Origin of the sequence: Streptomyces fractus, assembly GCF_049844455.1 — a bacterium.
Taxonomy (GTDB): Bacteria; Actinomycetota; Actinomycetes; order Streptomycetales; family Streptomycetaceae; genus Streptomyces; species Streptomyces fractus.
This window is the reverse complement of sequence record NZ_JBMYHI010000002.1, coordinates 3,446,268-3,472,754: the sequence shown is the minus strand read 5'-3', so window position 1 is coordinate 3,472,754 and position 26,487 is coordinate 3,446,268. Positions and strand designations below refer to the sequence as shown.

Genomic DNA, 26,487 nt, shown 5'->3' with positions numbered 1-26,487 from the left:
GCGCTGCCCCGGACCCCGCTGCTCAATCGCCGCAGGGGCTTGATTCGCTCAGCCGCCGCTCGCGGAGCGGAGTGTTACAGCACCTTCGACAGGAAGGACTGGGTGCGTTCCTGCTTGGGGTTGGTCAGGACCTCGCGGGGGTCGCCGGATTCGACGACCACGCCGTCGTCCATGAAGACCAGGCTGTCGCCGACCTCGCGGGCGAAGCCCATCTCGTGCGTGACGACGATCATCGTCATGCCGGACTCGGCCAGGTCGCGCATGACGTCGAGGACCTCGCCGACCAGCTCCGGGTCGAGCGCCGACGTCGGCTCGTCGAACAGCATCAGTTTCGGTTCCATCGCGAGCGCGCGGGCGATCGCGACGCGCTGCTGCTGGCCGCCGGAGAGCTGCGAGGGGTAGCTGTCGGCCTTGTCGGCGAGGCCGACCCGGTCGAGCAGTTCCTTGGCCCGCGTACGGGCCTCGGACCTCGACTGCTTCTTGACCTGGACCGGGGCCTCCATGACGTTCTCGACGGCCGTCATGTGCGGGAACAGGTTGAAGCGCTGGAACACCATGCCGATGTCCCGGCGCTGCTGTGCGACCTCCCGGTCCCGCAGCTCGTACAGCTTGTCGCCCTGCTGCCGGTAGCCGACCAGGCTCCCGTCGACGTACAGCCGCCCGGCGTTGATCTTCTCCAGGTGGTTGATGCAGCGCAGGAACGTCGACTTTCCGGAGCCGGAGGGGCCGATGAGGCAGAAGACCTCGCCCTGCTTGACCTCCAGGTCGATGCCCTTGAGGACCTCGACGTGGCCGAAGGACTTGTGGACCTGCTCGGCCTTGACCATGGCGTGCTGCTCGGTCATGCCATGCCTCCGTTCGGGCGGCCCAGGGAGAACAGGCTCCCGCGCACCTTCTGCCAGGGGGTGGGCGCCAGTTGGCGGCTCGTGCCGCGGGCGTAGTGCCGCTCGATGTAGAACTGGCCGATGCTGAGGATCGACGTCATGACCAGGTACCAGGCGGCGGCCAGGAAGTACATCTCGACCGGCGAGCCGGACTGCTGGCCGATGTCCTGCGCCGCCCGGAACAGGTCGGGGAACTGCACGGCGGACACCAGCGAGGTCGTCTTCAGCATGTTGATGACCTCGTTGCCCGTGGGCGGCACGATCACGCGCATCGCCTGCGGGATGATCACCCGGCGCAGCGTCTTCGCGTGGCTCATGCCGAGCGCGTGCGAGGCCTCGGTCTGACCCTCGTCGACCGACTGGAGGCCGGCTCGGCAGATCTCCGCCATGTACGCGGCCTCGTTGAGGCCGAAGCCGAGCAGCGCCGTCAGGAACGGCGTCATGAAGGACGACCAGTAGTCCTTGTAGATCGGCCCGAGGTTGATGTACTCGAAGACCAGGCCCAGGTTGAACCAGACGAACAGCTGGACCAGGACCGGGGTGCCGCGGAAGAACCAGATGTAGAACCAGGCGATGGAGCTGGTCACCGGGTTCTTCGACAGGCGCATCACGGCGAGCAGGATGCCGCCGACGATGCCGATCACCATCGACAGGACCGTCAGGAGCAGCGTCTTGCCGGCTCCGGTGATGATCCGGTCGTCGAAGAAGTAGTCCGGGATGGCACCCCAGTTGATCTTGCCCTGCGCGAACGCGTAGACGATCAGGGCCAGAACGGCGACGGCGATCAGCGCCGAGAGATACCGCCCGTAGTGCCGCACCGGGATGGCCTTGATGGCTTCCGGCGGGGCCGCGGACGGCGTGCCCTCGGGCCCGCCGTCCGTCTTGTCTATGTCAACAGACACGGATGTTGCCTTTCACGACGTCGCGGACGTCCATGACGTGAGCCGCGCGGTCAATGACGTGGAACGCGCGGTCACTTGCCGCCGTTGAGGGACGCCGACTTCACGGCACCGGCCTCGACGCCCCACTTGGCGATGACCTTGTCGTACTCGCCGTTCTTGATGATCGCGTCGAGCGCGGCCTTGATCGCGTCGCGCAGCTGCTTCTGGTCCTTGGAGACCGCGATGCCGTACGGGGCGGCCTCGACCTGGTCGCCGACCATCTGGAAGTCCTTGCCGCCGCCCGAGGTCTTCACCGCGTACGCGGCGACCGGGAAGTCGGAGGAACCGGCGTCCGCGCCGCCCGAGCGCAGCCGGGTCTGGGCCTGCTGGTCGTCGTCGAAGGCCTGGATGCCGAGCTTCTTGCCGGACGGGCACTTCTTGGCCTGCGACTTGGCGAGGTCGTGGGAGACCGTGCCGCGCTGCACGACGATCTTCTTGCCGCAGAGGTCGTCCCAGGTCTTGATGCCCTGGGTCTTGCCCTTCGGGGTGTAGATCGAGACGCCGGCGTTGAAGTAGTCGATGAAGTCGACGCCCGAGCCGACCTTCTTGCCGGTGTCGGAGTCGATGCCCTCCTGACGGTCCTTGGTGTCCGTCATGGCCGACATGGCGAGGTCGTAGCGGTTCGACTTCAGGCCCGTGACCAGGGTGTCGAACGTGGCGTTCTGGAACTGGAACGTCACGCCGAGCTGCTTGCCGAGCGCCTTCGCGAGGTCGGGGTCGATGCCGATCGCCTTGCCGGACTTGTCCTTGAACTCGACGGGCGCGTAGGCGATGTCCGAGCCGACCCGGATGACGCCCTTGTCGCGGATCTCCTTGGGGAGCTTGTCCGCCAGCGGCGCGGACTTCGAGCCGCCCTTGGTGCTGTCGGACTTGGTCTGGTCACCGCAGCCGGTCAGCAGCAGAGTGCCGGCGACCGCGATCGCGCCGACCGCGGCTATCCGGGACTTCGCGGACTTCGCGGTCGTGCGCTGGGTGGTGCTTGCGGTCATGGTTGGTTCCTCCGGCTGGGTGTGGGAGTTGCCGTGCTGGTCGCCCTGGCACACACCTTCGGGTGTCGCGACCTCGTGTGATGAGGCATCTTGCCATTCGGACTCGCCGATTCAGGAGGTCGGCCATGTCAAAATCGGATAACGGGTGTCCGAAGAGTGCCAACCACCCCCGGTTTCAGGGTGCATGGGGAGTGCAGCATCTGCGGATCTTTCGCCCCGTGGCCGGAGATCCTCCGGCGGACCGCCCGCTGTCTCACCATTCGGGCGGACTTCCCTCGTTTTGTGCGATCGACTTGTGGACTTGTCCATATATTCGGCTATGAGTCATGTCACCGAGGCGTGATCGATCACGGGCGGGCTCGTCCCCGACACCGCCCGTCGGGTAAGAAGGTTCTTTACACCCCTCATCCGGGGCTCAGGGCGCGCGTGCGGCGCGTCCGTCGCGCAGGTGCCCACAGGGCGGCCCACAACAGGACCGTCCGGCGCGTGCGCGGTGCCCGCCCGTCCCTCAATCAGGGACGGAACCACCCTCAACCTGTGCAACATGACTTAAGGGGTCAGAAAAGTGGCAGCGGAGATCGTCAACCCTCGCAGCGACGCGAGTACCGGCAACGAGGGCTCCGACGAGCCCTTCGATCCGGCCTTCGCGCTGCACCGTGGCGGCAAGATGGCCGTGCAGGCCACCGTGCCGGTCCGCGACAAGGACGACCTGTCCCTGGCGTACACGCCCGGCGTCGCGAAGGTGTGCAGCGCGATCGCCGAGCAGCCGGAGCTCGTTCACGACTACACGTGGAAGTCCAGCGTCGTGGCCGTCGTGACGGACGGGTCGGCCGTTCTCGGACTCGGTGACATCGGTCCCGAGGCCTCCCTCCCGGTAATGGAGGGCAAGGCCATCCTCTTCAAGCAGTTCGGCGGCGTGGACGCGGTGCCGCTCGCGCTCTCGACGAACGACGTCGACGAGATCGTCGACACCGTCGTGCGCCTCGCCCCGTCCTTCGGCGGCGTGAACCTCGAGGACATCTCGGCCCCGCGTTGCTTCGAGATCGAGCAGAAGCTCCAGGAGCGCCTCGACATCCCCGTCTTCCACGACGACCAGCACGGCACCGCCGTCGTGACGCTGGCCGCCCTGAAGAACGCGGCCCGGCTCAGTGGCCGCACGCTCGGTGAGCTGCGCGCCGTGATCTCCGGCGCCGGTGCGGCGGGCGTCGCGATCGCGAAGTTCCTCCTCGAAGCGGGTCTCGGCGACGTCGCGGTCACGGACCGCAAGGGCATCGTCAGCCGGGACCGCGAGGACCTCACACCGGTCAAGCGCGAGCTCGCCGAGATCACCAACAAGGCGGGCCTTTCCGGCTCCCTCGAGGACGCCCTCGCGGGTGCCGACGTCTACATCGGCGTCTCCGGCGGTACGGTCCCCGAGCCCGCGGTCGCCTCCATGGCGAAGGGCGCCTTCGTGTTCGCGATGGCCAACCCGAACCCCGAGGTGCACCCCGACATCGCCCACAAGTACGCGGCTGTCGTGGCGACCGGGCGTTCGGACTTCCCGAACCAGATCAACAACGTGCTCGCGTTCCCCGGCATCTTCGCCGGCGCGCTCCAGGTCCGGGCCTCCCGGATCACCGAGACGATGAAGATCGCGGCGGCCGAGGCGCTGGCCGCGGTGGTCGGTGACGAGCTGTCCGCCGAGTACGTGATCCCGTCGCCGTTCGACGAGCGGGTGGCGCCGGCCGTCACCGCGGCGGTCGCAGCCGCCGCTCGGGCGGAGGGTGTGGCGCGCCGGTAGTCCGGTTCGTGCGGAGTTCGTTCCGCTTGGTGAAGGCCCCGCTCCGGCGGGGCCTTCGTCGTAACTGGGGTCACAGCGCGGCATGGTTCCCCGGCCTGGTCCCGCCGCCTATCGTCAAGGTCATGTTCGCCGCCTACGCAGCCCGAATCGACCGTGACCAGCCGCTGAACGGACTGGAGTTGGGGGAGCAGCCCGCCCCCGAGAACCGGCCCGGCTGGACCACCGTGAACGTCAGGGCCGCCTCTCTCAACCACCACGATCTGTGGTCGCTGCGCGGGGTCGGCCTCGGGGAGGAGTCCCTGCCGATGATCCTCGGCTGCGACGCAGCCGGGACCGACAGCGAGGGCAACGAGGTCGTCCTGCACTCCGTCATCGGCCAGACCGGATACGGGGTCGGGCCGCGCGAGAAGCGCTCCATCCTCACCGAGAAGTACCAGGGCACCTTCGCCGAGCAGGTCACCGTGCCCGAGTGGAACGTGCTGCGCAAGCCGAAGGAGCTCTCCTTCGAGGAGGCCGCGTGCCTGCCGACCGCGTGGCTCACCGCGTACCGGATGCTCTTCACCAACGCGGGCGTACGGCCCGGTGACTCGGTCCTCGTGCAGGGCGCGGGCGGCGGGGTCGCGACGGCCGCGATCGTCCTCGGCAAGGCCGCGGGCCTGCGGGTCTTCGCGACCAGCCGCGACGAGGCGAAGCGCAAGCGGGCCCTGGAGCTCGGTGCCGTGGAGGCCGTGGAGACGGGGGCGCGGCTTTCGCAGCGGGTGGACGCGGTGATCGAGACCGTGGGCGCCGCCACCTGGTCGCACTCCGTCAAGTCGCTGAAGCCGGGCGGGACTCTGGTCATCTCGGGCGCGACGAGCGGGCCGAACCCGCCCGCCGCGGAACTGAACCGGATCTTCTTCCTCGAACTCAAGGTCGTCGGCTCCACCATGGGGTCGAAGGACGAGCTGGAGGACCTGCTGTCCTTCTGCGCGGCCACGGGTGTCCGGCCGGTGATCGACGAGGTGCTGCCGCTGGACCGGGCCCGCGAGGGCTTCCAGAAGATGGCCGGTGGCGAACTGTTCGGCAAGGTCGTGCTGAGCGTCTGACGCCGCGGCCGCGCGGCGAGGGGCGTACCGGCGGCCTGCCGGGCGCCCCTTTTCGCGCCCGCTGTGCCGGGCCCTACGCCTTCGGTGTCCGCAGTGTCGCCGCGATATGGGCCGCCGCCGCCGACAAGTGGCGGCGGGTGTCCCGGAGTTGGGGCTCCGTCACGCCGTGGTCGCGGGCCGCGTCGCGAATGTCGTCGCGGAAGCGGTCCAGGAGGCGGTCCAGGTCGCGGGCCGGGTCGCCGCTGGAGTCCTCCGAGGCCCAGGACGGGACGTACTCGGCGGGCACCTCGTCGCCCGGGGGGCGGTACTGGGGGTCGGCCGGGGCGGTGTGCCCGGCGTCCTTGCTCCAGGACTTGCCGAACTCGCCGAACTCCTTGGCCAGTTCGGTCAGTCCCTCACGCACCCCCGTCGGCCAGTCGCCGCGCGTGAAGTGGTCCTGCACCTGCTCCTGGACGCGCTTGGCCATGCGCTGGAAGTCCTCCGCCGCCTGCGCCCGCACCTGCTCCTGCGACTCCTTGGCCTGGCGGCGCGCCCGCTGGGCCTCCTCGCGGGCCCGGCGGCTCTCGTCCTTCGCGCGCCGCGCCTGCTCCTTCCACTCGTGCTTGGCCCGCCGCACCTCCTCCTTGGTGGCGCGCCAGGCCTCCTTGTCGGTGAAGTCACCCGGCTCCGCGCGGGTCTGGGACGCGGCGGCACGCACCTCGCGGCGCAGATCGCCCGCCGCTCCCCGCACGTCGGCCCGGATCTCCGCCGCCAGCTCGGCCACCGACTCACGGATCTCCAGCTCCAGGTCGGCCAGCTCGCCGCTGCGGTCGGCCAGCTCGGCCCGGCCCGCCTCGGTGATCGCGTAGACCTTCCGGCCGCCCTCCGTGGTGTGCGTGACCAGGCCCTCCGACTCCAGCTTGGCGAGGCGCGGGTAGACCGTGCCGGCCGAGGGTGCGTACAGGCCCTGGAAGCGCTCCTCCAGGAGGCGGATGACCTCGTACCCGTGCCGCGGCGCCTCGTCGAGCAGCTTCAGCAGGTAGAGACGCAGGCGGCCGTGGGCGAAGACGGGGGGCATGTCAGAGCACCTTCTTGTCGGCGGGGTCGGCGTCCTGCGGCTCGGGGGTGTCCGAGGGCTCCTGAGGGTGCGGGTCCTGAGGGTGCGGGGCCTCCTCCGAGGGGGGCCTGCGCAGCAGGGCGATCGACCCGGAGACCGTCGTCGCCTTCAGTTTGCCGGTGCCCGCGCCCAGGCGGCCGGTGATCTTGTGTGCGCCCCAGGTGCCCGCCACCCGCAGGTCCTCGAAGGCGTTCGACACCGCGCCGCTCGCCGTGTTCGCCTCGACCTCCGTGTCCGCCGGGTGCGGGATGCGGATGGCGATCTCGCCGGAGACGCTCGTCAGGCTCACGTCCGTGGGCCCCGCGGGGTCCAGGTCCACGATCATCGACCCGCTCACCGTGTCCGCCTTGACGAAGGAGCCCGAGCCGTCCACGACGGTCAGGTCGCCGGAGACCGAGTTGAACCGGAGGTCGCCGGTGACCGCCTGTGCCTCGACGCCACCGGACACCGTGCTGGTGCGCACCGGGCCCGTGACGCCGACGAGTGTCGTGTCGCCCGTGACGCCCTTCACCTCGGTCACCCCCTCCGTGCCCGAGACCACGGCGCCGGCGCCGACCACGCCGACCTCGACCCGGGTGTCCGCCGGGACCGCGAGCGAGACGACCGCGCTGCGGTGCCAGCCCTTGCGGTCGAGCCATTTGAGGAAGCCCTTCCAGGGCAGGTCGTCGTACGCGACGGTGAGGGTGCCGCCCGACTGCGTCACGCGCAGAGGCGGTCCCTCGATCTCCGAGACCTCCAGGCGGGCCGGGCCCTCGGCCGTCCCCACCACATTCACCGCACCACTCACGATGCGTACGTGCAGGGCCGACACCGGCTCGTCGAAGACGAGCTTCTGCGGCTCCGTGACGGACCACTCGGGCATGGTGCGACCTCCTTGACGGCCAGGAGTGAACGCGCCATATCGCGTCCTCTGTCAAACACGATATATCGCGGTTGGGGAAAGTCAAGACTGTCGCGGAAGTCCGTGCCCCGACGCCCGGTGGGCCGTCCAATTGCTGCGGAAATGCACCGACTTGCCCTAGCGTGGGGCCATGTCGTCCCTCGAACCCGCCGGTGCGCTGCTGCTCTGCCGTGCCGAACCGTCCGTCGTCGGGCCCGCCGCCCAGCTGCTGCGCGAGCGGATGCTGCTCACCCGCGCCGGAGACGAGTGGAGCGTCCTCGTACCGGAGGCGAAGCCGTGGCTGTCCATGGAGGACGGCGGCGGCGAACCCGTCGACCGGGTGCTCGGCGGCTGGGCGGGCGCGCTCGCCGTCGGCGCGACCTGGCCGGTGCTCGCGCTGTGGTGGGACGCCGACCGCAGCGGATTCACGCTGGCGTCCGGCTTCCGTCGGCCCGTCGGCTACGAATGGCTCGCGAACGGCACCCCGGTCGGTGAGGCCGAGGCGCTGCGCACGTTCGCGGCGCGCCTGGGCCTGGATCCCGTACTCGACCTACAGGCCCTCGAAGCCCTCGCCAAACCGGACACCAACACCGGCACCAGCGACACCGACAGCGGCGGCGTGAACGACGCCCGCGCCCGCATGCTCGGCCTGCTCGCGGTCCTCACCCGCACCGGCCTCTCCCTCCCCACCGGACTGACCCCCGGCGAACCCGCCGACCGGCTGCGCGAGGTCGCGCGGATCCAGCCGGACGCGCAGCAGGTCAGCTGGTCGGGCTGGCGCGACGCCGTGCACGCCGAGCTCGACGTCGTGGAGGCCACGAGCGTCGGCCCCTGGCTGCGCGGTCCCAGGGCACGGCTGATCGCCGCTGCCCAGCTCGCGGCCGGGCTGCCGCTCACCGTGCACGGCCTGCGGCGGCGCAGCGGTGGTTGGACCACCGCGGGGGCGCTGCTCCTGCTGCACGGGGCGCTGGGATTCGCGTACGAGAGGATGCGCGCGGCGCGAAAGACCCCCTGGACGCAGTGACCAGCCCCCGACCAGCCCCCGACTAGGCCCCGACCAGGCCCCGAAGGGGCTACTGGATGAGTCCCCGGATATGCCCCCGAGGGGCTACTCGTCCTCGTCGTCCTCGTCGTCGAGCCGCGCCAGCCACGTGGCGAGCCGCTCCACCGGGACCTCGAAGTCCGGATTGAGGTCGACGAACGTCCGCAGCTGCTCGGCGAGCCACTCGAAGGTGACCTCCTCCTCGCCGCGCCGCTTCTCCAGCTCTTCGATGCCGCGGTCCGTGAAGTACATGGGGCTGTTTCTCCTGCGTGCGGGGCCCACGCGGGCGCGCGGGCGTGGTGTGACTGCCCACCAAGCCTATGGGGACGGGTGACCATGAAGCCCGCCCGAGGGGTAGCTCCCGCTCATCCAGGGAAGGACCCTTGTCCCGCAAGGCAGGTCGCGGGGAACGGAAAACGGGGGAGCGGTATGGGGCAGGAAGTGACCAGGGTCGCGCGGATCGCGCTGCCGGACGGGACGCCGGTGTGGGCCCGGATATCCGGCGATCCCGATGAACTGGGCGTACGAGAAGGTGAGTTGTCGTTCTCCGACACCGGATTCACGGACCGTGTGGAGGCGAGCGTCGAGAGCCTGCACGCGCTCGTGACGGGCGTCGCGCGCTCCCTCGCGCGGCCGCTGCGCGCCGTGCGCCCCGACGAGGTGAGCGTCGAGTTCGGCGTCGAGCTGACGGCCAAGGCGGGCAAGGTCGTGGGGCTGCTCGCGGACGGTGAGGCGAAGGCGGGCATCAAGGTCACGCTGACCTGGAACGAAGGACCGCCCGACCTGGAGAACCCGCAGGACCCCGCCACCCTCGCGGCCGGCGGCACGCCACCCGCTCCCCGCGCGGCCACGGGCGCGTCACCCGGCGCCCAGGCGCACGGGGGAGCCGACCCGACCGTCGCCGGGGCCGGGGCATGACACCTGGGCGCGACGGGGGCGCACAGGGCAAGCGGGATGGCGCCCTCCATGCACTGCGTGAACTCGTCATGGCGGCGACCGTGCGCATTCATCGCACGGGGCCCGGGTATGCAGCCGACGAACCCGAAAGCTTCGTCGGGAGCGGCTTCTTCATCGCCCCGAACTGGGTGTTGACCTGCGCACATGTGGCACGCGGCGGGGAAGGGGGCGAGCTGACGGTGGCCTACGAGAGCGGCACCGGCCGCGGCACGTCCCACGTACCGGGGGAGGTCGTGGCCACGCTCCCGGAGGGCGTCGACCAGGCGGTGCCCGGCAAGTGGCCCGTCCCCGACCTCGCCCTCGTGCGGCTGCGCGAACCCGTCGACCATGAGTGCGTCTACGTAGCCGAGCGGCCCGCCGTGTACTACAGCGAGGGCGAGGTCTTCTACGCCGGATGGACCGTGGTGGACGGACAGATGAGCCGCCTCGACGGGCCGATCGCCGTCAAGGGCACCCTCGGTGGCTCGTCCTCCGGCGTACTGCGCCTCGGGGAGAACGACCTGCCGTACGGGATCTCCGGCGGCCCCGTCGTCGACCCGGTGCGCGGCGAGGTCATCGGCGTACTGAAGTCGCGCGCGGACCACGGGCGGGGTGGCACGTCCATCGGGACCGAGCAGTTGCGCACGCTGCCGGGTCCGGTGCCGGGGCAGGCCGTGTGGGCCGAGCACGAGGACCTCTACCAGGCCGTCTTCCACGCCCACGACCGCTACCACCGGGACCGCCAGCGGCAGTCGCGGCCCGCGCGCAACACGTGGGCCGACGTGCAGAACCGGCTCGGCGCGCGGCCGGGGCGGACGCTCACCCCGGGCGAGCGCGCCCAGTTGCTCGGCCGGCTCGCCGACCTTCCGCCCCCGGTCAGCACCCGCGGTCTGCTCGACATCCTGGAGTCGCTCCCGGAGTTCGAGGGCGACATACCGCTGCCGTCGCCGCGCGGCTGGCGCGACGGGCTCGGCGCCCTGTACGAGGGCGCGCGCGACGAGGGAGTGCCCGGGCTCGTGCTCGACTACGCGATGCAGGCCCTGCTGGCCGAGCGCCCCTTCGTCACCCCGGGCACGACGGGCGCGGAGGAGTCCCTGTGGGAGTGGGTGCGGCAGGCCGCGGAGGGCTGGCTCGACGGGACGCGCAGACGGCGCATCGAGAAGCAGTGGGCCGAGCGTCCGAAGCGCATCACGGCGCCCTGCACCGGGCCGAAGCCGCCGCGGGACCCCGCGACCCGGCACACCGCGCTGCTCGAACTCGTCGAGCGGAGCTGGGAGCGTGGCCGCTGGGACTGGCAGGTGTACGTGACCAGGCCGGGGGGCGCGCGTGACTGCGTGCAGCAGGACGTGTGCACCCCGACCGACGCCCTCCCGGAGCGGCTCGCCGCGCCCCTCGCGGAGGCCTTCCGGCAGTGCGACGAGCCGGGTTGGCCCGCGATCCTCCAGGTGGTGCTCCCGCACGCCCGCCTCGACCTGCCGGTGGACGCCTGGCGGACGCGGCCCGACGAACCGCCGCTCGGCGCGCGCGGCCCCGTCGTGCTGCGCTGCGGGGACCGGGACCGGCTGCCGGGCGAGCACGGCTTCGCGGAGTGCGACCCGGCCCCGCCCGAGTGGGACGAGGACCGGGCGGACCGCTGGCGCTGGCTGCACGCGCACAACGCCACGGCCGAGTTCCTCGACTGCGACCAGGGAGTGCCGAGGCCGGTGCCGGAGGGCTTCGCGTTGCGCAATCTCCCGTCCGGATCCGTACCGGTGATGTGTCGCTATGGAGAGCACCATTACGAGGACGACACCGTGGCGCTGGCCCGGATACTGCTGGGCGGCTTCGGTGTCGCCCTGTGGCGCCGCGGCCCGGTTCGCTCGGCGGCGGTGTGCGGAGAGTTCCACCGCGGCGCCGCCGTCACGGTCGCCGACGCGCGCGGGGCACGTCATCTCCCGGAGCGGGTCCACGAGTTGCGCAGAAAGCTCCTGGAGAGCCACACGGAGGCGTACTGGGCGGACGGGATCGCCCTGATCTACGACGACCCGAACCTGGATCTGCCGGGCGCGGGAGAACTTCTGGAGGCGCCGTGACGCCACGGGCCGTCACAGAGACCTTCAGGCCAGCTCCCCACGGAGCCCTTACCAGCGCCACCAACCATCGATACCGTGAAGCACGTCCCTTCGACTGCCCCGCTGGACGAGTGACGACGAGGACCGGATCATGACCGAATCCAGTGAGTGGCTCATCTACCGTGGCGCCGGCGAACCCCACGAGGGCCTCGACCGCCTGCCCCCGCCGCCGCCCTGGCGCGACTTCTCGGGGCGGTCCGGCGACGCGTCGGCCGCGGGGGACGGTTCCGAGGACCGCAGGCTCGGCGCGCACCGGCACCTGGCGGAGCTGCACAGGCCCGGCGCCGAAGAACTCGAAATGATCAACGCGGCGCTGTACCTGCGCCGCCCCCTGCTCGTCACCGGAAGCCCCGGCGCGGGCAAGAGCACCCTCGCGCACTCCGTCGCGTACGAGCTGGGTCTGGGCAACGTACTGCGGTGGTCCATCGTCAGCCGGTCCACGCTCGCGGACGGCCTCTACCACTACGACGCGATCGCCCGCCTCCAGGACGTGCAGATCGCGGCGCAGGGCGGGTTCGGCTCCGCGGCCGGGTCGCCGGGGGCCGTCGAGGGCATCGGGAGCTATATCCGGCTCGGACCGCTGGGCACCGCGCTGCTGCCGTCGCCGACGCCGCGCGTGCTGCTCATCGACGAGCTCGACAAGAGCGACATCGACCTGCCCAACGACCTGTTGAACGTCCTGGAGGAGGGCGAGTTCGCGATACCCGAACTGGAGCGGGTCGCCGACCGGTTACCGGGCGGAGAGGCGGAAGTACTCACCTCCGACGGCGTCAAGGTACGCGTCCGTGACGGCCGGGTGCGCTGCAACGCCTTCCCTTTCGTCGTGCTCACCAGCAACGGCGAGCGCGACTTCCCCGCACCGCTGATGCGCCGCTGCATCCACCTCGAACTCGGCAGGCCCGACCACAACCGGCTCGCCACCTTCGTCCGCGCCCACCTCGGAGACGAGGCGGCACGCGCGGGCGACGATCTGATCAATCGGTTCCTGGAGCGTTCCCGTAGTGAACTCCTTGCCACCGACCAGCTGTTGAACGCGATCTATCTGACCGACGCGGCCGCCCCCACCAGCCGCGAATCCTTCGCCGACCTCCTGATCCAGCGACTCGACCGCCCGAGGTGAAGCGGTGACTCCCGACGCGACGGCGCGTCAGGGTCCCGGTTCGCCCTCGGAGCCCGGACGCCAGGGCGGCGACCCCGTCGCCGAACTCATCGCCAGGCTGCGGCAGATCGGGCTCGACCCCGACGCCGAAGGGCTGTGCGACGCGCTGTGGCTGGCCCGCTACGCGCGCCCGGCGCGGCCCACGGAGCGGCAGGAGCCCGTCCCCGGCGAGCGGCCCGCCTACGAAGGGCCGCGGCCGACGCAGGTACCGGCCACCCCGCACCCCGTGCCCGAGGAGCGCGAGCCCGAGCGGCCCGCTCCCCAGGTGTACGACGAGGGCGGCGACCGGCGCGTCGCCCTGTACCCCGTGCCGCGCTCCGGCAATGGACGCGCGCGTGGGACCGGCCGCGCCTCTCCGCTCCCGGTGGGCGTCCCGGCCGCGCCCGCGTTCCCCGCTCCGCTCGAACTCCAGCGCGCCCTCAGGCCGTTGCAGGGCTACCGCAGCGCCGCGCCGCCGCTGCGCTCGGTGCTCGACGAGACGGCGACCGCGGAGCGCACCGCGCGCGCGGGCGGCCTCGTCCTGCCCGTGTTCCGCGCGGTGACCCGCGCGGACGCACGGCTGAGTCTCGTGATGGACGCCTCCTCGTCGATGCGCGTGTGGGACCGGATGTTCACTGAACTGGAGCAGGTCTTCGGCCAGTTGGGCGCCTTCTGGGACATCCAGGTCAGCTATCTGCACGAGGGCCCGGACGCGCAGGCCGCCGTCAGCCGCAGCCCCGAGCTGTACGGGGCGCCGCTGCACTCCGCCGACCGGCTCAGCGACCCGTCGGGCCGCCAGGTCACCCTCCTCGTCAGCGACTGCGCGGGCCCCCTGTGGCGCAGCGGCCGGGCCCACCGGCTCCTGCCGCAGCGCATGTGGAACCGGACCCGGCTCCCGGTCACGTACGGGGAGTTGAGCCGCGGGGAGGCCCTGGGCGGCGCCGCCGCGCTGCGCGTGCGGACGGTCGCGGGGCCGTCGGCGCCGGGCCGCGCGGGCGCGCTCCCGGTGCCCGTCCTTCCGCCGGAACCGATGGCGCTCGGCGCCTGGGCGAGGCTCCTGTCGGGGGCCGGCGCGGGGCCGGTCGCGGGGGCCGTCGGCTGGGTCAGGGCGGACCAGCGGCGGGCCTCGGCGGGGCGCCAGGCGCAGCGACCCTCGGTGCTCGAACTGGTCTCCCGGTTCCGCTCCACCGCCTCACCCGACGCGAGCCGGCTCGCCGGATTCCTGGCGGCGGCCCCGCTGTGCCTGCCGGTGATGCAGTTGGTGCAGCGGACCATGCTGCCCGGCTCCGGCCCGTCCGAACTGGCCGAGGTGCTGCTCAGCGGGCTGCTCACCCGGGCCAAGGAGGACAACGGCGGCGAGGGCGTGCAGTGGTACGAGTTCGCGCCGGGCGTGCAGGAGTCGCTGCTCGGTCCGCTCGGCAGGGACGAGGCCGTGCTGGTCCTCAAGCACTGCTCGGAGTACATAGAGGCCCGCTTCGGCAAGGGCGGCCCCAACTTCCCCGCCCTCGCGCTGGCCCAGCTGGGCGACGGCGGCGTCGGCGGCGGCATCGGCGTCGGCGAGGAGGACGGGGGAGCGGGGCGCGCGTCCGGCACCGGATACCGGCCCCCGCACACCGTCGGCGGCGACAACGGTGACGTCGGGGCGAACGGCGTCGACCTGGTCCCGCAGCCCTTCGCCGAGGTCGCCGCGCGAGTCCTGGAGCGCTTCATGCCCTTGCCCGAACAGTTCGCGCTGTACGGGCGCCCGGGACAGGACGGGCAGCCGCGGGAGGCGCGGCCCACCCACCCCGCCGTCACCCGCGCCCGCGCGCTCGCCGCGCGCTTCGACGCCGAGCGCATGGTGCAGGACCTCATCGACGCGGTGCAGCTGCTGCGCGGTGCCACCGAGCACGAGCCGCCCACGGAGCGGGACTTCGAGCTGTGGGCCGAGTACGCCCACTGTGTGCTGCGCCTGTGGGAGGTGCAGGGCGGGGCGGAGCTCCTGCGCGAGGCCGAGCAGGCGGCCGAGAGCGCCGCCGCCCACCCGCACGCGCTGCGCGAACGTGCCGTCCTCGCGCGCGTGCTCTCCACCGCCGCCACCGACCGCAGGCGCCGTGGCGACCGGACCGGCGCGCTCGAACTCCTGCGCAGGGCCGACCGCGAGTACGCGGTGGCCTGCTCGGCGCCCGACCTGGCGGAGCAGGAGGCGCTACGGCTCACCCTGGAACGCGTAGGAGCCTTGGAGGCGCAGTGGCGGCTCGGCGGCGACAGCGCGCTGCTCCAGGGCGCGGTCGGCATGCTGGAGGCGTTCGTCGACACCTGGCAGGGCCGTAGCCAACCGCCCGAACTCCCGCTCGCCCACGGCCGGATCCTGCTCAGGCTGTCCAGTGCGGCGGCCGACGGCGAGCAGGCCGTCAAGTACGCGGAGCAGGCCGCCGTCTCGCTGCACGCCGCCCTGACCGGCGAGGCGGAGGACCCGGGCGGCGTACCACGGGTGCGGGTGCTGCTCGACCTGGTGGACGCCCTGCTCGTCTCCGGCGACGCCCTCGACGAGGCGGCGGCACGGGTCGACGAGGCGCTCGCGGCGGCCCACGACCAGCGGCTGCGCGCCGCGGTCCTGCTGCGGGCCGCACGCGTCGCCCGGGCCCGGCACGCGGAGTCCGGCGACCCGCGCGAACTGCAGGAGGCCGCACGCCACTTCGAGCAGGCGGCGCACTGGATGCCGAGGGACTCCGCGGACCACGCGGACGCGCTCGCCGAGTGGGGCGAGGTACTGCTGTGCAGGGCGGGCGCCGAACCGGCCACGCCCGCCGAGCAGGACGCGCTGTCGCGGGCGATCCGGGTGCTGCGGGACTGCCGCGCCCAGACCCCGGCGGGCAGCGCGCGGCTCGCCCACCGGCTGCTGCTGCTCGGCCGCGCCCTGATGTTGCGCTACCGCGCGCGTGGGGACCGCGTAGACCTGCGCGAGGCCGAGTACCTCCTGGGTCTCGCCGCCGCGGAGGCGGACGACTTCCTGCCGGCCGCGCGCAGCTGGCTGGAGCTCGGCCAGGTGAAGTTCGAGGTGTTCCGCAGCCTCGACCGCCCGGCCCGGCTCGACGAGGCGGTGGACGCGTTCCGGTACGCCGCCGAGTCGGCCCGCGGCGCCGAGCGGGAGGCCGATACGGACCGGTCCCGCAACGAAGCCGTCCTTCTCGGCGCGCAGGCACACCACTTGCGGGGTATGTCCTACGAAGCGGCGGCGCGCCCGCGTGCCGCCCGCGAGGCCTATCGGGCGGCACGCCGCGAGTGGTCGAGGCTGCCCGAGGACAACGTGACCAGGAGCGGACCGACGGCGTGGCAGACAGCGGAGCGCCTTGCCGAGCTGAACTGACACCGGGCCGTCGGCCGGGGAGAGGGGAACGCCATGGACGCACAGGAGCCGAGCCAGGAGCCGGCCGAACCGTGCCCGGACCTCACCGCCCTGAGCCTCGCCGGACTGCGCGAGGCTCAACACCCCGTCCTTGACGCGGTATTGGCGGATCTGCGAGAGCGCGAGGAGCGGCCGGGCGAGATGCTCTGGGGGTTCAACAGCGCGCTCTGACGCGGCACGGTCGCGCGCGGAGCTGGTTTCGGCCGCCCCGCGCGAACGAACCGGACAACGTTGAACAGACCACGTTTGTGCCGCGCGCCCCACCGGGAAGGCGCCCCGTACGCGCGAGCCCGTTCTGCGGGCGCACGGTATGGGGGGTACCGGAGTGGCTGGAGTCGCTGGAGTCCCCGAGGGGGCCGCCGCCGCACGGGAGCCACATCAACGGCCCGCTCCCTTCCGGCAGTTCGTCGTGAAGGTGCACGGCCGCTGCAACCTCGCCTGCCGCTACTGCTATCTGTACGAGGGCCCCGACCACACCTGGAGCACCCGCCCCGCCGCCGCGTCACCCGAGGTCCTCGACCGCACCGCGACCAGGATCGCCGAGCACGCGCGCGTACACGCACTCCCGCATCTCTCGCTCGTCCTGCACGGCGGCGAACCTCTGCTCGCGGGCGCCGCGACGCTCGGCCGCTTCACCGCCCTCGTCCGCGAGCGGGCCCCCACGGGCTGCGAGGTGCACGCCGTCGTACAGACCAACGCCACCCTGCTCACCGAGCGGCGCCTCGCGGACCTCGACCGGCACGGCGTCCGCGTCGGCATCAGCCTCGACGGCGGCCTGCCCGTCCACAACGCACGCCGGGTCGACCGGGCCGGACGCCCGTCCTGGGCCGCAGCCACCCGTGGCGCGCGCCTGGTCGCCGAGCGCTTCCCGGACGCGTACGCCGGGATCCTCGCCGTGATCGACCCCGCGCAGGACCCGGTGGAGACGTACGAGTCGCTGCTCACGCTCCGCCCGCCGACGCTCGATCTGCTCCTGCCGCACGGCAACTGGTCGGCACCACCGCCCGGTTGGGAGCCGAGCGGCACCGTGTACGGCGGCTGGCTGTGCGCCGCCTTCGACCGGTGGTGGGGCGCCGGACACCGGGAGACGCGGGTGCGCCTCTTCGAGGAGTGCCTGGCGCTGCTCCTCGGCCTGCCCTCGGCCGTCGAACCGCTCGGCCTCGCCCCGTTCGACGCCGTCGTCGTCGAGACGGACGGGACGATCGAGCAGGTCGACTCGCTCAAGTCCGCCTACGAAGGCGCGGCGTGGACCGGGCTCGACGTCTTCCGGCACGACTTCGACGCGGCGCTCGCCCACCCCGCCGTCGCGGCCCGGCAGGCGGGCGCCGCCGCGCTCGCCGCCGACTGCCGGGCCTGCCCGCTGCTCGACGTCTGCGGCGGTGGCCAGTACGCCCACCGTTACCGCGCGGGACACGGGTTCGCGAACCCGTCCGTGTACTGCGCGGACCTGCAGCGCTTCATCCGTCATGTGGCGGCGGTGCTCACCGCGGACACGGTGCCCGCCGCCCACCCCGAAGGGGACTCCCCTTGACCTCCGTCATGCTTCCGGCGATCCCGGACCACGCCCTGACCGAACTCGGCCGCACCGAAGGCGGCCCCCAAGCCCTCACGCTCCTCGTCCGCGCCCAGGACGCCCACAGACTGCTCACGCTGCGCGCCGTGCTCGACGCCGCGACGGAAGCGGACCCACGGCTCTGCCCGCCACCCGCCCGCAGGCGCCTCCGCCAGGACTGGGCGCTCATGGAGGCGGCGGACGCCACGACCCCGCGGCCCGCCGACTCGCCCGCCCGCGAACGCCTCCTGCACCCCCTGGCGGGTCCCTGGGCCCAGCGCTGCCTGGCGCTGCTGCGCACCGATCCCACCCGGCCCGGAGCGCACGGGCGCAGCCGCGAACTCACCCGGGAACTCGCCCACTTCAGCGCGATCGCCGCCGCGGCCGCCGCCCGCGCGGGCGTCTCCTTCAGCGTCCGCATGACGGCTCGCGACGGAGTCCTCGGGCTGCCCTCGCTCGGGGCGCTGCACACGTCGGCGCCGGACGACACGGCGTACGAAGTCACGTACAAATACGGCCAGTTGAAGATCCGCGGTCGCGGCTCCGCCCCCGTCGTCGTCCGCCTGGAGCGCGGCACCGGAGCCTGGTCCGACGACCCCGCCTGGACACCCGCGTACGCCCTCCCCGGTCTCACCGCGGGCGTGGACCCCACCCCGCTCGACGATCTCGACCCGTACCGCGGCGCGGAGGGCAGCGCTCACTACCGGGGCGCGGGCGAGCCGTTGGCCCTCGACGACGCCGAGCGCAAGCGCTGGCTGCAGGCCTGGTCGGGCACCGCCGTCGAGCTGCTCCTCGGCGGCGAACAGCGGCTCAACGAGGCCGTCGCCCTGCTGCGCTGCCTCGTGCCGCTCACCGCGCCGCCCGGCTCCGACCCGCACGACGCCACGGCCGGCACGTGCAGCGGCACCCGGCGCGAGGCCTTCGGCGCCGTCCTCAGCAGCACTCCGCCCACGGCCCCGGTGTTCGCGGCGACCCTCGTCCACGAGCTCCAGCACACCAAGCTCCTCGCGGTCGCCCAGCTGGTGCCGCTCCACCGGGCGGGCGGCGCGGCCCGCTACTTCGCGCCCTGGCGCCCCGACCCGCGCCCCTTCGACGGGCTGCTCCAGGGCGCCTACTCGCATCTGGCGCTCGCCGACTTCTTCCAGCGGCGCGCGCTCCGCGTCGGCGGCATCGCCGAGCGCGAGTCGGCGTGGGCCGTGCACGCGCGCTGCAAGGAGCAGGTGGGAGCCGCGCTCCCCGCCGTCGTCGGCTCGACGGACCTCACCCCGCAGGGGCGGCGCCTCGTGGACCAGATGGTCGCCACGTACGAACGGCTCGACGAGCACCCGCCGCCCCGCGGACACACCGCACGCGCGCGTGCCTACGTCGACGCGGCCCGTACCCTGTTCGCCGCACGCCGGATGCGGTCAACTGGGTGATATTCACGCCCGGTTGGGGCGAAGATCTGGGCATGGACGGGAAGGGACACGGGCACGGCGCGCGGAGCCGGGGCAGGGCCGTCCCGTCCCTGTCGCGGTGTCGTGCCGAGGTTCTACCATTACGTGCCGGGAGGCCGCTGCATGTCTGCAATCCGTAGGCCGGTCGGAGCCACCGGCAAGGGGGCCGGGAAATCCACGGTCACCATCAGCTTCGCCGGGTTCAACCGGGCCTGGGCGGCCTGGATCGGGGACCGGCTCGAGCGGCGCGGCCTGCGGGTCGTGTACGCGCGCTGGGACTCCCGCGCCGACGTACCGCTCGCCGACCTCCTGGGCGACCTGCTGCTCGCCGAGGGCCGGGTCCTCGTCATCGTCAGCGAGTGGTACTTCCAGCTCGGCCCGCGCACCCACGAGGAGTGGAACGCGGCGCTGCGCCGGATCGTCGCCCCCGATGCCGCCCGGTTCGCGGCCGTCTCCGTGACCACCGCGCCGCTGCCCACCGCGACGACCGTGCTGGCCGCGACGCAGCTCACCAACATGGGCGCCGACGAGGCAGAGCGCCGCCTGCTCGACCGGCTCGACCTCCCTACGGACCCGCTGCCCGAGCTTCCCACCGGCGAGCGGCGCGGGCCGCGCTTCCCCGCCTCCATGCCCGAGGTGTGGGGCGGCGTACCGCGCCGCAACACGCGCTTCACCGGCCGCGAGCCGCTGCTCAACGAGGCGTACCACCTGCTCCAGGGCGCCGAGTCCGGCGCGGGCGTCCTCACGATGCACGGCATGTCCGGGGTCGGCAAGACACAGCTCGCCGCCGAGTACGTCTACCGCTTCGGCTCCGAGTACGACGTCGTGTGGTGGGTCAACGCCGAGGGCCGGGTCACGTACCGCCGTCTGATGGCCGAACTCGCCCCGAAGCTCGGCCTGTCCACCGGGCCCGAGTACGGCGAGCGGCTGCGCGCCGTGCGCGACTCGCTGCGCCGGGGCGACCCCTACGGACGCTGGCTGCTCGTCCTGGACGGCGCCGACGAACCCGACCAGATCTGGGACCTCGTGCCCACCGGACCGGGACACGTCCTGATCACCTCCCGGAACCCCGAGTGGACCGAGCACAACAGCAAGCTCCTGGAGGTGCCGGTCTACTCCCGCGACGAGTCCGTGGCCTTCATCCGCCGCCGCGCGCCCCGGCTCTCGGAACCGGACGCCGACCAGCTGGCCGAGGCCCTGGAGGACCTGCCGCTGCTGCTCGACCAGACGGCCGGCTGGCTCAACGACTCGGACATGTCCGTCGAGGAGTACATCGGGCTCCTCGAAGGCGGCATCGACCAGGACGTCGTCAAGGTCTCCGCGGACTTCCCGGTCGCCTTCCAGACCGCCTGGTCGATCCTGCTCAACAAGCTGCGCGAGACCGTTCCCGAGTCCATCGACCTGCTGCGCCTGTGCACGTTCTTCGCTCCCGGCTTCATCCCCGTACGCCTTCTGCGGGAGATGCCGCACGACGAACTCCCCGAGCAGGTCGCCGGGTTGCTCAACGACCCGCTGCTGTGGAACAAGGCGATCAACCAGCTGCGTCAGTACTCCGTCGTCCGCCTGGAGTCGCACGAGACGGTGGGCGACGAGTCCGGGGCCGCCGGGGAGTCCCTGTACCTGCACCGCATGGTCCACCAGATCGTGCACAAGGACATGCCCGACGAGGACCGGCGCGAGTTCATCGACGTCGTCCGCAGGGCGCTCGCCGCCGCCGATCCCGGCCGGGCCACCGACACCCGCCTGTGGGACGAGTACGCGGCGATCGTGCCGCACCTGAAGTACGCCGACGTCCTGCACAGCAAGGACCGCAAGGTCCAGAACATGGTCCTCAACTGCCTGCGCTACATGTACTTCACGGGCGAGTACGTCTCCGGCATCAAGCTCGGCGAGCGCGCCCTCGCCACGTGGCGGCGCCGGCTCGGCGAGACCCACCAGCGGATCTGGGACCTCTCGTACCACCTGTCGAACCTGCTGCGCGCGGCCGGCGAGTACGAGCGCGCCGAGGAGATCGGAAGGATCGCGGTCGACCATCTGCTGGCGGAGCGCGGCGAGCAGGACCTGGACTATCTGCGCGCCAACATGGGCCGCGGCGCCGACCTCTGGGGCCTCGGCCGCTACGAGGAGGCGCGCGAGCTGTATGACTGGCTGTACCCGGCCTACCGCGACCTGCTCGGCGAGCAGGACTCCCGGACCCTCAACGCGCTGAACAACCTGGGGTTCGCGCTGCGCCTGCTCGGCCGCTACAAGGAGAGCCTCGACATCGACCGGCGCACCCTTGAGGCGCGCAGGCTGCTGCTGAAGAGCCGCCACCCCTGGGCGCTGTTCTCCGAGATCCACTACGCGACGAACCTGCGCCTCCTCGGCCGCTACACCGAGGCCGAGTCCATGCAGGGGAAGAACGTGCGGGAGTACCGCCTCGTCATGGGCGGCGACAACCCGCAGACGCTGCTCGCCGAGCACAACCTCGCGCAGTGCCTGTACCGGCTCGGCGACCACGGCCGGGCGGGCCCGCTGTTCACCCGCGTACGTGAGCGCTACGAGCGGCAGCTCGGGGAGAACGACCCGCAGACGCTCGCGGCCGCCGTCAGCCACAGCTGCTTCGCCCGCGAGCACGGCGACATCGACCAGGCGCGGGAGACCAGCGAGTACGTCCTCGCGCGTTACGAGCAGAGGCTCGCCGAAGGGCACCCCTTCATCGCCGGAGGCCGCGCCAACCACGCGCTGATCCTGCGCAGCGTGGGCGAGCGCGACCAGGCGCACGCGCTGATCGAGCAGGCGATGACCGACATGGCCGCGGCGGTCGGCGAGAACCACCCGTGGACCGTGGGCTGCGCCGTCAACGCTTCCGCCCTGCGCAACCTCGTCGGCGACACCGAGTCCGCGGCCGCCCTCAGCAGGTCGGCCGCCGCCCGCGCGACGGAGACCCTCGGCCGTACGCACCCGCTCACCCTCACGGCGCGCGTCGCGCACGCGGCCGACCTGCGGGGCCTCGGCGACCGGCAGGAGGCGGAGAAGACCGAGCAGGAGGCGCTGTCCGACCTGACCGCGACGCTGGGCAAGCAGCACATCCACACCGTGTCGGCGCGGGCCCGCAACCGGCCGTACTGGGACTTCGAACCACAGGTGACGTGAGCGCACCCCGATAGGCCGAAGGCCCGGCCCCCTCGAAAGGGACCGGGCCTTCGGCCTTGCTCGCTGTGCTTCTTCGGGGCTTACGCCTCGAACACCTCGCGCACCAGCTGCTCCTGCTCCGCCTGGTGACGCTTGGCCGAGCCGACCGCCGGGGACGAGCCGTGCGGCCGCGAGATGCGGCGCAGGCGCTCGGCGCCCGGGATGTCGGCGCCGACGGCCAGGTCCAGGTGGTCGATCAGGTTGAGCGCGATGAACGGCCAGGCACCCTGGTTCGCCGGCTCCTCCTGCGCCCAGAGGTACTTCTCGGCGTTCGGGAACTTGGCGATCTCGGCCTGGAGCTCGGCACCCGGCAGCGGGTACAGGCGCTCGACGCGGATGATCGCGGTGTCGGTGACGCCGCTCTTCTTCCGCTCGGCCTCGAGGTCGTAGTACAGCTTGCCCGCGACGAAGACGACCTTCTTGATGGCCTTCGGGTCCGTCGCACCGGAGTCGACCTCGGTGTCGCCGATGACCGGGCGGAAGCCGCCCGTCGTGAACTCCTCCACCTTCGACGCGGCGGCCTTGAGGCGCAGCATCGACTTCGGCGTGAAGACCACCAGCGGCTTGTGGTGCGGGTTGTGCACCTGCCACCGCAGGAGGTGGAAGTAGTTCGACGGCAGCGTCGGCATGGCGACCGTCATGTTGTTCTGGGCGCAGAGCTGGAGGAAGCGCTCCACGCGCGCGGACGAGTGGTCCGGGCCCTGGCCCTCGTAGCCGTGGGGGAGCAGGAGGGTGACGCCGGACGTCTGGCCCCACTTCTGCTCGGCGGCCGAGATGTACTCGTCGACGACGGTCTGCGCGCCGTTGACGAAGTCACCGAACTGCGCCTCCCACATCACGAGGGACTCGGGGCGCGCCAGCGAGTAGCCGTACTCGAAGCCCATGACCGCGTACTCGGAGAGCAGCGAGTCGTAGACGTTGTAGCGGGCCTGGTCCGGCGACAGGTAGAGGAGCGGGGTGAAGTCCTCGCCCGTCTTGTTGTCGATGAGGACCGCGTGGCGCTGACCGAAGGTGCCGCGGCGCGAGTCCTGGCCGGACAGCCGGACCGGCGTGCCCTCCAGGAGCAGCGAGCCGAGGGCGAGGGTCTCGCCCATGCCCCAGTCGATCGTCCCGTCCTCGATCATGGCCGCGCGGCGCTGCAGCTGCGGCAGCAGACGCGGGTGCACCGTGACGTGGTCGGGGATGTTGACCTGGGACTCGGCGATGCGCTTGACGACCTCCTGGGAGATCGCCGTCTGCACCTGCACCGGGAACTCGGCCTGCGGGTCCGGCACCTCGGCCGCGGCCGGGTGCGAGACGGCCTCGCGGACCTCGGTGAAGACCTTCTCCAGCTGCCCCTGGAAGTCCTGGAGCGCCTGCTCGGCCTCTTCGAGGGTGATGTCGCCGCGACCGATGAGGGACTCGGTGTAGAGCTTGCGCACCGAGCGCTTCTTGTCGATCAGGTCGTACATCAGCGGCTGCGTGAACGCCGGGTTGTCCGACTCGTTGTGACCGCGGCGGCGGTAGCAGATGAGGTCGATGACGACGTCCTTGTTGAACGCCTGGCGGAACTCGAAGGCCAGACGGGCAACGCGGACGACGGCCTCGGGGTCGTCGCCGTTCACGTGGAAGATCGGCGCCTCGATCATGCGGGCCACGTCCGTGGCGTACATGGAGGAGCGCGAGGACTCCGGGGCGGCGGTGAAGCCGACCTGGTTGTTGATGACGATGTGGACCGTGCCGCCCGTGCGGTAGCCGCGCAGCTGCGACATGTTGAGCGTCTCGGCGACCACACCCTGGCCCGCGAAGGCCGCGTCACCGTGCAGGGCGACGGGCAGGACCGTGAAGTCCGTGCCGCCCTTGTTGATGATGTCCTGCTTGGCGCGGACGATGCCCTCGATGACCGGGTCGACCGTCTCCAGGTGGGACGGGTTGGCGGCCAGCGAGACGTTGATCTGCTCGCCGTCCAGGCCGGTGAAGGTGCCCTGGGCGCCCAGGTGGTACTTCACGTCGCCGGAGCCGTGCATCGACTTCGGGTCGAGGTTGCCCTCGAACTCCCGGAAGATCTGCGCGTACGACTTGCCGACGATGTTCGCCAGGACGTTCAGACGGCCGCGGTGGGCCATGCCGATGACGACCTCGTCGAGGCGGTTCTCGGCGGCGGAGTCGATGACCGCGTCGAGCAGCGGGATGACGGACTCGCCGCCCTCCAGGGAGAACCGCTTCTGGCCGACGTACTTGGTCTGCAGGAAGGTCTCGAAGGCCTCCGCCGAGTTCAGCCGGCGCAGGATGCGCAGCTGCTCCTCGCGCTCCGGCTTGGCGTGCTGCCGCTCGATGCGGTCCTGCAGCCAGCGGCGCTGCTTCGGGTCCTGGATGTGCATGAACTCGACGCCGGTGGTGCGGCAGTACGAGTCGCGCAGCACGCCGAGGACGTCGCGCAGCTTCATCATCGACTTGCCGGCGAAGCCGCCGACGGCGAACTCGCGCTCCAGGTCCCAGAGCGTCAGGCCGTGCTCGGTGATGTCCAGGTCGGGGTGCTTGCGCTGCTGGTACTCCAGCGGGTCGGTGTCGGCCATGACGTGGCCGCGGACCCGGTAGGAGTGGATCAGCTCGAAGACGCGGGCGGCCTTGGTGACGTCGTCGTCGTGCGAGGCGTCGATGTCCTTGAGCCAGCGGACCGGCTCGTAGGGGATCCGCAGGGCCTTGAAGATCTCGTCGTAGAACTCGTTCTCCCCGAGGAGGAGGTTCGCGACGATGCGCAGGAACTCGCCGGAGGCGGCGCCCTGGATGACCCGGTGGTCGTAGGTCGACGTGAGCGTCATGACCTTCGAGATGCCGAGCTTGTTCAGGGTGTCCTGGGACGTGCCCTGGAATTCGGCCGGGTAGTCCATCGAGCCGACGCCCATGATGACCGACTGTCCGGGCATCAGGCGCGGGACCGAGTGGACGGTGCCGAGGCCGCCGGGGTTGGTCAGGGAGACCGTGACACCGGTGAAGTCGTCCATGCCGAGCTTGCCGTCGCGGGCGCGCCGGACGATGTCCTCGTAGGCCTGCCAGAACTCGAAGAAGTTCAGCGTCTCGGCCTTCTTGATGCCCGCGACGACCAGCTGACGGTCGCCGTTGGGCTTCACGAGGTCGATGGCCAGGCCGAAGTTGATGTGCTCCGGCTTGACCAGCGTCGGCTTGCCGTCCTTCTCCTGGAAGGAGTAGTTCATCGACGGCATGGCCTTGATGGCCTGCACCATCGCGTACCCGATGAGGTGCGTGAAGGAGATCTTCCCGCCGCGGGCGCGCTTGAGGTGGTTGTTGATGACGATGCGGTTGTCGAACAGCAGCTTCACCGGGACCGCGCGCACGGACGTCGCCGTGGGGACCTCGATGGACTTGTTCATGTTCTTCGCGACGGCGGCGGCGGGGCCGCGCAGCGTCACGAGCTCGGGGCCGGCAGGGGCCTCGGTCGTCACTTCTTCAGCCTTCTTCGGTGCGGGAGTGGCAGGCTTCGCGGCCTGAGCGGGCGCGGCGGCGGACTTCGGCGCGGTGGGCGCGGCCGGAGCCGGGGACGCGGCGGGCTTCGCGGCGGCAGCCTGTGCGGGAGCTGCGGCTGCGGGCTGCGCGGGCGCGGCGGGGGCCTGGGCTGCGGGTGCGGCCGGGGCCGCGGGCTTCTCGGCCGGCTTCGGGGTCGTCGCGGCCCCCGCGGCCGCGGCACCTGGCTTGTAGTCGGCGAAGAAGTCCCACCAGGCTCGGTCAACCGAATTCGGGTCCTGGAGGTACTGCTGATAGATCTCGTCGACGAGCCACTCGTTGGGGCCGAAGGCGGCCGCAGGGTTCTTACCCTGCCCGGCTTGGTCGGTCTCGGTGGAGATGCTCGAGTTACTGGGGGACTGTGGCGACACGGCGGTAACCGCCCTCTTCCGCTTCTCACAAGGTGATGGACAGCGGGAATAAAGGCTACGCCTCCATTCGCGGGACGTGCAGGCCGGGCCGGTCATCCGTCACGTAAGTCACATCGGAAGTCGCGTTTCGGGCCGGGAAATGGCGGGAAACAAGCGGGGTTTCGGAACGTTCGGATGCGCGCC

General features: G+C 71.8%; 18 protein-coding genes. 11 read left to right on the top strand and 7 right to left on the bottom strand.

All coding sequences use genetic code 11. The features are described 5' to 3' along the window. Positions 1-74: 74 nt before the first annotated feature. The 3 genes from ACP4E5_RS17400 to ACP4E5_RS17390 form a co-directional block, all read right to left on the bottom strand. Positions 75-827, bottom strand: a complete 753-nt coding sequence (locus ACP4E5_RS17400; protein WP_425841424.1) for an amino acid ABC transporter ATP-binding protein — start codon at positions 825-827, stop codon at positions 75-77. 14 nt (positions 828-841) lie between these two features. Continuing rightward, a complete protein-coding gene (locus tag ACP4E5_RS17395; RefSeq protein WP_425829689.1) occupies positions 842-1,786 on the bottom strand; it encodes an amino acid ABC transporter permease in 945 nt (314 codons plus the stop codon). A 71-nt stretch (positions 1,787-1,857) separates the two neighbouring features. After that, entirely contained in the window at positions 1,858-2,814 is a 957-nt protein-coding gene (locus ACP4E5_RS17390) for an ABC transporter substrate-binding protein (protein ID WP_425829687.1), read from the bottom strand. A gap of 565 nt (positions 2,815-3,379) precedes the next feature. Here ACP4E5_RS17390 and ACP4E5_RS17385 point away from each other — a divergent pair. Together ACP4E5_RS17385 and ACP4E5_RS17380 are read left to right on the top strand one after the other, a co-directional pair. Further along, positions 3,380-4,594 carry an NAD(P)-dependent malic enzyme gene (locus ACP4E5_RS17385; RefSeq protein WP_425829685.1) on the top strand — a complete coding sequence of 405 codons (1,215 nt, stop codon included), beginning with the start codon at positions 3,380-3,382 and terminating at the stop codon, positions 4,592-4,594. 122 nt (positions 4,595-4,716) lie between these two features. Continuing rightward, positions 4,717-5,679: a zinc-binding dehydrogenase gene (locus tag ACP4E5_RS17380; RefSeq protein WP_425829683.1), complete on the top strand. Its 963-nt coding sequence runs from the start codon at positions 4,717-4,719 to the stop codon at positions 5,677-5,679. 73 nt (positions 5,680-5,752) lie between these two features. Here ACP4E5_RS17380 and ACP4E5_RS17375 read toward each other — a convergent pair whose 3' ends face one another. Together ACP4E5_RS17375 and ACP4E5_RS17370 are read right to left on the bottom strand one after the other, a co-directional pair. Next, positions 5,753-6,736, bottom strand: coding sequence for a PadR family transcriptional regulator (locus ACP4E5_RS17375; protein WP_425829681.1), 984 nt, complete (start codon positions 6,734-6,736; stop codon positions 5,753-5,755). A gap of 1 nt (position 6,737) precedes the next feature. Continuing rightward, a complete protein-coding gene (locus tag ACP4E5_RS17370) occupies positions 6,738-7,637 on the bottom strand; it encodes a DUF4097 family beta strand repeat-containing protein (protein WP_425829679.1) in 900 nt (299 codons plus the stop codon). Positions 7,638-7,806: 169 nt separating this feature from the next. Here ACP4E5_RS17370 and ACP4E5_RS17365 point away from each other — a divergent pair, with 169 nt between their 5' ends. Continuing rightward, positions 7,807-8,679 carry a hypothetical protein gene (locus tag ACP4E5_RS17365; RefSeq protein ID WP_425829677.1) on the top strand — a complete coding sequence of 291 codons (873 nt, stop codon included), beginning with the start codon at positions 7,807-7,809 and terminating at the stop codon, positions 8,677-8,679. A gap of 84 nt (positions 8,680-8,763) precedes the next feature. On the opposite strand, the gene ACP4E5_RS17360 is transcribed toward ACP4E5_RS17365, so the two are convergent. After that, complete coding sequence (locus ACP4E5_RS17360) at positions 8,764-8,949, bottom strand: DUF6104 family protein (protein WP_010061466.1); 186 nt, start codon at positions 8,947-8,949, stop codon at positions 8,764-8,766. A gap of 177 nt (positions 8,950-9,126) precedes the next feature. Here ACP4E5_RS17360 and ACP4E5_RS17355 point away from each other — a divergent pair, with 177 nt between their 5' ends. The 8 genes from ACP4E5_RS17355 (at position 9,127) to fxsT (ending at position 22,393) form a co-directional block, all read left to right on the top strand. Next, positions 9,127-9,615: a CU044_2847 family protein gene (locus tag ACP4E5_RS17355; RefSeq protein ID WP_425829674.1), complete on the top strand. Its 489-nt coding sequence runs from the start codon at positions 9,127-9,129 to the stop codon at positions 9,613-9,615. Further along, entirely contained in the window at positions 9,612-11,705 is a 2,094-nt protein-coding gene (locus ACP4E5_RS17350; protein WP_425829672.1) for a VMAP-C domain-containing protein, read from the top strand. The genes ACP4E5_RS17355 and ACP4E5_RS17350 overlap by 4 nt, the downstream gene beginning before the upstream one ends. 130 nt (positions 11,706-11,835) lie before the next feature. Further along, on the top strand, positions 11,836-12,864 hold the full coding sequence (locus tag ACP4E5_RS17345; protein ID WP_425829670.1) for an AAA family ATPase: 1,029 nt from the start codon (positions 11,836-11,838) through the stop codon (positions 12,862-12,864). 4 nt (positions 12,865-12,868) lie between these two features. Continuing rightward, positions 12,869-16,231: an SAV_2336 N-terminal domain-related protein gene (locus ACP4E5_RS17340; protein ID WP_425829668.1), complete on the top strand. Its 3,363-nt coding sequence runs from the start codon at positions 12,869-12,871 to the stop codon at positions 16,229-16,231. Positions 16,232-16,264: 33 nt separating this feature from the next. Next, the gene (fxsA, locus tag ACP4E5_RS17335; RefSeq protein WP_425829666.1) at positions 16,265-16,441 is read left to right on the top strand and encodes an FxSxx-COOH cyclophane-containing RiPP peptide; all 177 of its coding nucleotides are present in this window, start codon (positions 16,265-16,267) and stop codon (positions 16,439-16,441) included. A 139-nt stretch (positions 16,442-16,580) separates the two neighbouring features. Further along, positions 16,581-17,801 carry an FxsB family cyclophane-forming radical SAM/SPASM peptide maturase gene (locus ACP4E5_RS17330; RefSeq protein WP_425829664.1) on the top strand — a complete coding sequence of 407 codons (1,221 nt, stop codon included), beginning with the start codon at positions 16,581-16,583 and terminating at the stop codon, positions 17,799-17,801. A gap of 8 nt (positions 17,802-17,809) precedes the next feature. Further along, on the top strand, positions 17,810-19,240 hold the full coding sequence (locus ACP4E5_RS17325; protein ID WP_425841421.1) for an aKG-HExxH-type peptide beta-hydroxylase: 1,431 nt from the start codon (positions 17,810-17,812) through the stop codon (positions 19,238-19,240). 141 nt (positions 19,241-19,381) lie between these two features. Further along, the gene (gene fxsT, locus ACP4E5_RS17320; RefSeq protein WP_425829662.1) at positions 19,382-22,393 is read left to right on the top strand and encodes an FxSxx-COOH system tetratricopeptide repeat protein; all 3,012 of its coding nucleotides are present in this window, start codon (positions 19,382-19,384) and stop codon (positions 22,391-22,393) included. An 80-nt stretch (positions 22,394-22,473) separates the two neighbouring features. On the opposite strand, the gene ACP4E5_RS17315 is transcribed toward fxsT, so the two are convergent. Beyond that, the gene (locus ACP4E5_RS17315; protein ID WP_425829660.1) at positions 22,474-26,304 is read right to left on the bottom strand and encodes a multifunctional oxoglutarate decarboxylase/oxoglutarate dehydrogenase thiamine pyrophosphate-binding subunit/dihydrolipoyllysine-residue succinyltransferase subunit; all 3,831 of its coding nucleotides are present in this window, start codon (positions 26,302-26,304) and stop codon (positions 22,474-22,476) included. Positions 26,305-26,487: the final 183 nt, after the last annotated feature.

Excerpts from the sequence above, each read along its gene's own strand:
- ACP4E5_RS17400 (WP_425841424.1), bottom strand. The coding sequence starts at position 827 with ATGGTCAAGGCCGAGCAGGTCCACAAGTCCTTCGGCCACGTCGAGGTC.
- ACP4E5_RS17390 (WP_425829687.1), bottom strand. The coding sequence starts at position 2,814 with ATGACCGCAAGCACCACCCAGCGCACGACCGCGAAGTCCGCGAAGTCC.
- ACP4E5_RS17380 (WP_425829683.1), top strand. The coding sequence starts at position 4,717 with ATGTTCGCCGCCTACGCAGCCCGAATCGACCGTGACCAGCCGCTGAAC.
- ACP4E5_RS17375 (WP_425829681.1), bottom strand. The coding sequence starts at position 6,736 with ATGCCCCCCGTCTTCGCCCACGGCCGCCTGCGTCTCTACCTGCTGAAG.
- ACP4E5_RS17370 (WP_425829679.1), bottom strand. The coding sequence starts at position 7,637 with ATGCCCGAGTGGTCCGTCACGGAGCCGCAGAAGCTCGTCTTCGACGAG.
- ACP4E5_RS17365 (WP_425829677.1), top strand. The coding sequence starts at position 7,807 with ATGTCGTCCCTCGAACCCGCCGGTGCGCTGCTGCTCTGCCGTGCCGAA.
- ACP4E5_RS17360 (WP_010061466.1), bottom strand. The coding sequence starts at position 8,949 with ATGTACTTCACGGACCGCGGCATCGAAGAGCTGGAGAAGCGGCGCGGC.
- ACP4E5_RS17355 (WP_425829674.1), top strand. The coding sequence starts at position 9,127 with ATGGGGCAGGAAGTGACCAGGGTCGCGCGGATCGCGCTGCCGGACGGG.
- ACP4E5_RS17350 (WP_425829672.1), top strand. The coding sequence starts at position 9,612 with ATGACACCTGGGCGCGACGGGGGCGCACAGGGCAAGCGGGATGGCGCC.
- ACP4E5_RS17345 (WP_425829670.1), top strand. The coding sequence starts at position 11,836 with ATGACCGAATCCAGTGAGTGGCTCATCTACCGTGGCGCCGGCGAACCC.
- fxsA (WP_425829666.1), top strand. The coding sequence starts at position 16,265 with ATGGACGCACAGGAGCCGAGCCAGGAGCCGGCCGAACCGTGCCCGGAC.
- ACP4E5_RS17330 (WP_425829664.1), top strand. The coding sequence starts at position 16,581 with ATGGGGGGTACCGGAGTGGCTGGAGTCGCTGGAGTCCCCGAGGGGGCC.
- ACP4E5_RS17325 (WP_425841421.1), top strand. The coding sequence starts at position 17,810 with ATGCTTCCGGCGATCCCGGACCACGCCCTGACCGAACTCGGCCGCACC.
- fxsT (WP_425829662.1), top strand. The coding sequence starts at position 19,382 with ATGTCTGCAATCCGTAGGCCGGTCGGAGCCACCGGCAAGGGGGCCGGG.